Here is a 7,107-nt window from a genome sequence, read left to right as displayed (position 1 = left end):
GGACGGTGCGCGCGAGCAGGGGGAAGAAGTTCCAGGGATCTCACCCGGCGGCTCTGCCTGCTCGGGGTGGTCCAGGGATGTAACCAGCCGGGCCGGCGACTCATTCCACCGCGCTCCGGGGGACCTGCCCGACAGCCACGGGAGGCCGCTCGGGTCGTCCGGGGGGATGTAACCGTGGCGGCCGGGCGGGTGTTCCCGGATACCGGGGGACCGTCGAGCCAGCGGGGCCGCGACCTGTCGTCGGTTACCCCCTGTACAACCACCCGGCCCGGCCCATCATTCCGCCGCCAGAGTGCCCCCGACCACGCCGCAGCCGAGCCGATACCAGACATAACACCCAGCATTGCCCCGACAGTCGGCCCAGACGGGTGTGATCGACTCGGCTTCATGGAAACCGGGGTATCCGCGCGACCCGGACACCTCGATATCAAAGGAACCCGAGTCGATCAACCCGCGACTGCCTGAAATGCCTATTCTGGGCGTCTACCGTGCGCCCGACGAGCGTGCGACGGCCACGCCGAAACCGGACGCCCCGCCCGAGCGTGCGACGGCCACGCCGAAACCGGACGCCCCGTCTGAGGGTGCGGCGGACGCGGTGAAACCGGACGCCCCGCCCGTCAGGGGATTATCGGGTCGGGGTGGGGCACGCCGTGTTGTTGGGGGATGGCGGGTACCGCCGGCCAGGGGATCTCCGGTGCGGCGTGGAAGGTGATGCCGGCGGTTGCCCAGCGTGGCCCGTGCCCAGCCAACCGCGAACGGAACCCGGCCCAGTCGTGCGTCGCGCGGGGTGACCAGCCCAGCTCGGCGATCGCCGGGAGTCGGGGTAGGAGCAGCAGTTCGATCTCCGCGAGGGAGGTGACCGATTCGGTCCAGAGCGGTGCCTCCACGCCGAGCACCGCCTCCTCGGGTACGTCGGCGACGTGCGTGCCCGGATCCCAGTCGTAAGCCTTGCGTACGTCGATCAGGCCGGCCCAGTCGTGTCCGATCGGGGTGTCCGGCGCGTACTTCATGTCGAGGTATGCGTGGTTGCCAGGGGAGATGACCAGCCGGGCGCCTCGGCGGACCGCGTCGGCGGTCGTGGGGTCCTCGCCGTTGGTGCCCCACCACTGGAGGACCCGCCCGTCGACGTGGGCGGCAGGTGCGACCTGGTGCCAGCCGACCACTGTCTTTCCGAGCTCGGCCACGATGCGCTGGACCCGCTCGACGAAACCGGTGTAGAGCTCGCCCTTGACCTTGAACGCCTCGTCGCCGCCGATGTGCAGCAACCGCCCGGGTGTGATGGCGGCCAGTTCGCCGAACACGTCGGCGACGAAGTCGTACGTCCGCTCGTCGGTCGGGTCGACGTAGCTGAAGCCGACATCGGTGCCTGTGTACGGCGGAGGTGCGATCTTGTCCGGTGCCAGTTCCGGGTACGCGACGAGCGCCGAGTTGGTGTGCCCCGGCAGGTCGATCTCCGGGACGACAGTGATGTGACGGTCGGCGGCATAGGAGACGATCCGCGCGTAGTCGGCCTTCGTGTAGAAACCGCCCGGGCCGTCACCGACCTCGGTCGCGCCGCCCACGGTGGTCAACTTCGGGCGGGAGTCGACGGCGATCCGCCAGCCCTGGTCGTCGGTGAGGTGCAGGTGCAGGTGGTTGAGCTTGTAGCGGGCCAGGTGGTCGATGACCCGCAGCACGTCCTCGACAGCGAAGAAGTGCCGCGCCACGTCGAGCATCGCACCCCGGTACGGGAAGCGTGGCGTGTCGGTGATGGTCCCGCCGGGCAGGATCCACGCTTCGGTGACCGGGACGGTGCTCTCGATCGCCGGCGGGAGCAGTTGGCGCAGGGTCTGCACGCCGTGGAAGAGGCCTGTGGCGGTGACGGCGCTGAGGCGTACCCCGGAGGTGGTGACGTCGAGTCGGTAGCCCTCCGTGCCGAGGCCGACGGCCTGGTCCAGCACGAGCGCGATGCCGTCGTCGGCCTGCGGCGTGGCGGCGTCGGTGACCGGCAGCGGGTATCCGGTGGCGGGCCGCAGCAGCTCGGCGAGGTGGACGGCGGCGGCCAGCGCGGCGGGTTCGGTGCTTGCCACGATGACCGCGTCGGGGGAGAGCCGCCAGTTTCCGGCCGGGTCCGGCCGCACGTCCCGCGGAGCGGGTACGACGTCGGCGAGCTGGATGGGGGCGGGCGCGGCGAGCAGGTCGGTGGCGGCCCGCTCGGCAGCCCGGGCCAGCGCGGCGGCGGTCGGTTCCTGAGTCGGCAGCGGGATCGGACCGGCGGCTCCGGCCACCTCGGGGGTGGTGGCGGGGCCGGGGGAGGGGTTGGTCGACACGGCGGCGGCTCCGGGGGTGTATTCGCGTCGGTTATGGCAAAAGTGAGGTTCACCGGCTGGCGTTGTCGTCAAGGGTACGGCGACAGGTCGGAATGCGTGATCGTGCGCATGGAAGCGTTCCCAACAACCCGTACGAACGCGGATAGTCGTGATAGCTGTGCCGATTGTCACCGAACGGGCCCAGGTCGCTCGATGTTCGCTTAACCTTCGCCCACCGATCGACGTCGACGCCGGATTACCGGAGGTCCGTCCCGGGGTACCAGCAAACTGAACCTTCGTTAAGTGTCCATTCCGGCGCGCGTGGGAGGCTCTGGTGGCAGCGCAAGAGACCGTCGATCACAAATACGTCTACGACTTCTCCGAGGGCAACAAGGAGCTCAAGGACCTGCTCGGTGGTAAGGGCGCGAACCTCGCCGAGATGACGAACCTCGGGCTGCCCGTCCCGCCCGGCTTCACCATCACGACCGAGGCATGCCAGGCGTACCTCGCCACCGGCCGGGAGCCGGACGGCCTCGCCGGTCAGATCGAGCGGCACCTGGAGTCGCTGGAGCGCGCGATGGGCAAGCGCCTCGGCGACCCGCAGGACCCGCTGCTGGTGTCGGTCCGATCGGGCGCCAAGTTCTCCATGCCCGGCATGATGGAGACCGTCCTGAACGTCGGCCTCAACGACGAGAGCGTCGTCGGTCTGTCCGCCCAGGCGGGAGGCAACGACCGGTTCGCCTGGGACTCCTACCGGCGACTCATCCAGATGTTCGGCAAGACCGTATGCGAGGTGCCGGGCGAGGAGTTCGAGCAGGCGCTTGACGACGCCAAGGCCGTCAAGGGCACCCACGACGACCTGGACCTGGACGCCGACGACCTGCGGGGACTTGTCGACGCGTACAAGAAGATCTTCCTGAAGCACACCGGACGGGAGTTCCCGCAGCAGCCGCGCGAACAGCTCGACCTCGCCATCCGGGCGGTCTTCGAGTCGTGGAACGCCGAGCGCGCGGTGCTCTACCGCCGCCAGGAGCGCATCCCGGCCGACCTCGGCACCGCTGTGAACGTGGTGACGATGGTCTTCGGCAACCTCGGCCCCGACTCCGGCACCGGCGTGGCGTTCACCCGCGACCCGGGCAGCGGGGCGCAGGGCATCTACGGCGACTACCTGGCGAACGCCCAGGGCGAGGACGTCGTCGCCGGCATCCGCAACACAGTGCCGCTTCAGGATCTGGAGCAGCTCGACAAGGCGTCCTACGACGAGCTGCTCGGGATCATGGCGCGGCTGGAGGAGCACTACAAGGACCTCTGCGACATCGAGTTCACAATCGAGCGCGGCAAGCTGTGGATGTTGCAGACCCGGGTCGGCAAGCGCACGGCCGCCGCCGCGTTCGTCATCGCCGGGCAGCTCGTGGACGAGGGTCTGATCGACCTGGACGAGGCGCTGCACCGCGTCAACGGCGCGCAGCTCGCGCAACTCATGTTCCCCCGCTTCCAGCTCGACCACGAGTTCGAGGCGGTCGCGAAGGGCATCGGCGCGTCGCCGGGTGCGGCGTCCGGCAAGGTCGTCTTCACCTCCGCCCGTGCCGTCGAGATGGCCGCCGAAGGTGAGTCGGTGATCCTGGTCCGCCGCGAGACCAACCCGGACGACCTGAACGGCATGATTGCCGCCAAGGGCATCCTCACCTCGCGCGGCGGCAAGACCAGCCACGCCGCGGTGGTGGCCCGGGGAATGGGCAAGACCTGTGTCTCCGGTGCCGACGATATCGACGTCAACGTGCCGGCGAAGCGGTTCACAGTGGCCGGGCAGACCGTCAGCGAGGGCGACGTCGTGTCCATCGACGGCACCACCGGCAAGGTGTACCTGGGTGAGGTCCCGGTCATGCCGTCGGAGGTGGTGCAGTACTTCGAGGGCAGCCTCGACCCCGAGCACATCGACAACGCGCTGGTCCGGGCCGTACACCGGATCATGACGCACGCCGACGGCAAGCGGCGGCTCGCGGTCCGGACGAACGCCGACACCGGCGCGGACGCCGCCCGTGCCCGGCGTTTCGGCGCGGAGGGCATCGGGCTGTGCCGCACCGAGCACATGTTCCTCGGTGACCGGCGGGAGCTGGTCGAGCGGCTGATCCTGGCCCGCGCCGAGGGCGAGCGGGAGGCGGCGCTCGCCGCGCTGCTGCCGTTGCAGCGGGCCGACTTCGAGGAGATCTTCCGCGAGATGGACGGCCTGCCGGTCACCGTCCGGCTGATCGACCCGCCGCTGCACGAGTTCCTGCCGCCGCTGGAGCAACTCGCAGTGAACGTCGCGGTCGCTCAGGAGCGCGGTGAGGACGTCGCCAAGGAGGAGGCGCTGCTCGCCGCCGTCCGGCGGATGCACGAGGAGAACCCGATGCTCGGGCTGCGAGGCGTACGCCTCGGTCTGGTAATCCCCGGTCTGTTCGCGATGCAGGTGCGGGCCATCGCCGAGGCGGCCGTCAGCTGCGCCCGGGGCGGTGGGGTCGCCAAGCCGGAGATCATGGTGCCGCTGGTCGGTGCCGTGCAGGAGCTGGAGACGGTCCGCGCCGAAGCCGAGAAGATCATTGCCGACGTGGTCGGGGACAGCGGCGTCGAGGTGCTGATCGGCACCATGATCGAGGTGCCCCGGGCGGCGCTGACTGCCGGCCAGATCGCCGAGGCCGCCGAGTTCTTCTCGTTCGGCACCAACGACCTCACCCAGATGGCCTGGGGCTTCTCCCGCGACGACGTCGAAGGCGCGTTCTTCTGGCGCTACCTGGAGCTGGGCATCTTCGGCATCTCACCGTTCGAGTCGATCGACCGCGACGGCGTCGGCCGGCTGATACGGATCGCCGCCGAAGAGGGCCGGGCCGCCCGACCCGGCTTGAAGCTCGGCGTCTGCGGTGAACACGGCGGCGACCCCGACTCGGTGCACTTCTTCCACTCCGTCGGCCTGGACTACGTGTCCTGCTCACCGTTCCGGGTGCCGGTGGCGCGCCTGGAAGCCGGCCGGGCGGCTGTGGAGACCGACGGCTCAGACAGCCGTTGACGAGGAGCAGGCGGCGGCTCGGGGCGGGCCGCCGCCTGCACCCCGGACGTCTCCCCATCGCGGTCACGCCGAGGCGCATCGGCGGGCGTAATCTAGCTCCCTCACATGCGGCTGATTGCGTTCGCCGTCGACTGGGAAAGGTGACTGAATGACCAGCGTCTGGGAGAGCCTGACCATCGACGCCCGCGATCCGGGCCGGCTGGCCCGCTGGTGGGCCGAGGCGCTCGGCTATCAGGTCGTCACCGACAAGCCGGACGAGGTGGAGATCCGGCAGAGCGCCGACCGTCTCCCCGGCCTGGTCTTCGTGCCGGCGGTCGGCGGCAAGGAGCACAAGAACCGGCTGCACCTCGACCTGCGCCCCGCCGACCAGGAGGCCGAGGTCGAGCGGCTTGTCGACATGGGCGCCCGGCACGTCGACATCGGCCAGGGCGACGTCGAGTGGACGGTGCTGGCCGACCCGGAGGGCAACGAGTTCTGTGTCCTCCGTCAGCGCAAGGAGTGAGCCGGGGTTGGGAGACCCGCAGTCCCGACTGGTCGAGGAGCCACCCAAGGACACCGGGCATCGCCGTTCACCGTACGAGCGTGACCGGGCCAGGGTGCTGCACTCGGCAGCGTTCCGTCGACTCGCCACCAAGACCCAGGTGCACACCGCCGGCAGTGACGACTTCCTGCGTACCCGGTTGACGCACTCCCTTGAGGTGGCCCAGATCGCCCGGGAGATGGGCGCCCGGCTGGGCTGCGACCCGGACGTGGTGGACGTCGCCGGGCTGGCCCACGACCTCGGGCACCCTCCGTTCGGGCACAACGGCGAGGCCGCGCTGGACCTGCTCGCCACGCCCTGCGGCGGCTTCGAGGGCAACGCGCAGACCCTGCGGGTGCTGACCCGGCTTGAGGCGAAGGTGCTCGCCCCGGACGGCTCGTCCGCCGGGCTCAACCTGACCCGCGCGTCGCTGGACGCGATCGGAAAGTACCCCTGGCCGCGCCGCCCCGGGCAGCGCAAATTCGGGGTGTACGCCGACGACACGGCGGTCTTCGACTGGATCCGAGCTGGCGCGCCCGGCGACCGGCGCTGCCTTGAGGCGCAGGTGATGGACTGGGCCGACGACGTCGCGTACTCGGTGCACGACGTGGAGGACGGCATCCACGGCGGGTACGTCACGCTGCGCCCGCTGCTCACCGACGCCGACGAGCGTGCCGCGCTCTGCGCCGACGTGGCCACCGCCTACTCCTCGGAGCCCGCGGACGACCTTGCCGAGGTGCTTGTCGAACTGCTGGCCGACCCGCTGCTCGCCCCGCTCGCCGGGTACGACGGCAGCCACCGCGCCCAGGTGGCGTTGAAGACCACCACGAGCGGCCTGACCGGCCGGTTCGTGTCGGCGGCGGTGACCGCCACCGAGGAGCGGTTCGGCCCCGGCCCGCACCGCCGTTACGCCGCCGACCTGGTGGTGCCGAGGCTGGTACGGGCACAGTGCGCGCTGCTCAAGGGCATCGCCCTGCGCTACGTGATGCGCCGTACCGGCTTCCGGGGTCGCTACGAGGGGCAGCGCACGATGCTCGCGGAACTGGTGGCCGCACTGGTGCGGCGGGCGCCGGACGGGCTCGACCCGGTCTTCGCCCCGCTGTGGCGGGCCGCGTCCGACGACGCCGCCCGGCTGCGTGTGGTGATCGATCAGGTCGCGTCGCTCACCGACCCGGCGGCGGTGGCCTGGCACACCCGGCTCGTCGCGGGGAGAACGCCAGCGGTGGACAACGCAGCTACTTAGGCTAGCCTAAGCA

Annotated in this window: 4 protein-coding genes; 3 read left to right on the top strand and 1 reads right to left on the bottom strand. The window is 70.5% G+C overall.

The genetic code is table 11. The features are described from left to right. Positions 1–617: 617 nt before the first annotated feature. The gene (locus tag ADK66_RS08535; RefSeq protein ID WP_157552345.1) at positions 618–2,381 is read right to left on the bottom strand and encodes a beta-N-acetylhexosaminidase; all 1,764 of its coding nucleotides are present in this window, start codon (positions 2,379–2,381) and stop codon (positions 618–620) included. 241 nt (positions 2,382–2,622) lie between these two features. On the opposite strand from ADK66_RS08535, the gene ppdK reads away from it, so the two are divergent. From ppdK to ADK66_RS08520, 3 genes are all read left to right on the top strand, one after another. Continuing rightward, a complete protein-coding gene (ppdK, locus tag ADK66_RS08530; protein ID WP_053653363.1) occupies positions 2,623–5,331 on the top strand; it encodes a pyruvate, phosphate dikinase in 2,709 nt (902 codons plus the stop codon). Positions 5,332–5,479: 148 nt separating this feature from the next. Then, entirely contained in the window at positions 5,480–5,833 is a 354-nt protein-coding gene (locus ADK66_RS08525; RefSeq protein WP_053653362.1) for a VOC family protein, read from the top strand. 7 nt (positions 5,834–5,840) lie between these two features. Further along, positions 5,841–7,094 (top strand): deoxyguanosinetriphosphate triphosphohydrolase, encoded by a 1,254-nt coding sequence (locus ADK66_RS08520; protein WP_053653361.1) that lies wholly within the window; start codon positions 5,841–5,843, stop codon positions 7,092–7,094. Positions 7,095–7,107 lie beyond the last annotated feature (13 nt).

Source organism: Micromonospora sp. NRRL B-16802 (genome assembly GCF_001279555.1).
Classification (GTDB): domain Bacteria; phylum Actinomycetota; class Actinomycetes; order Mycobacteriales; family Micromonosporaceae; genus Micromonospora; species Micromonospora profundi.
Note: the sequence above shows the minus strand (reverse complement) of the source record. Positions and strands in the feature narration are given on the sequence as shown.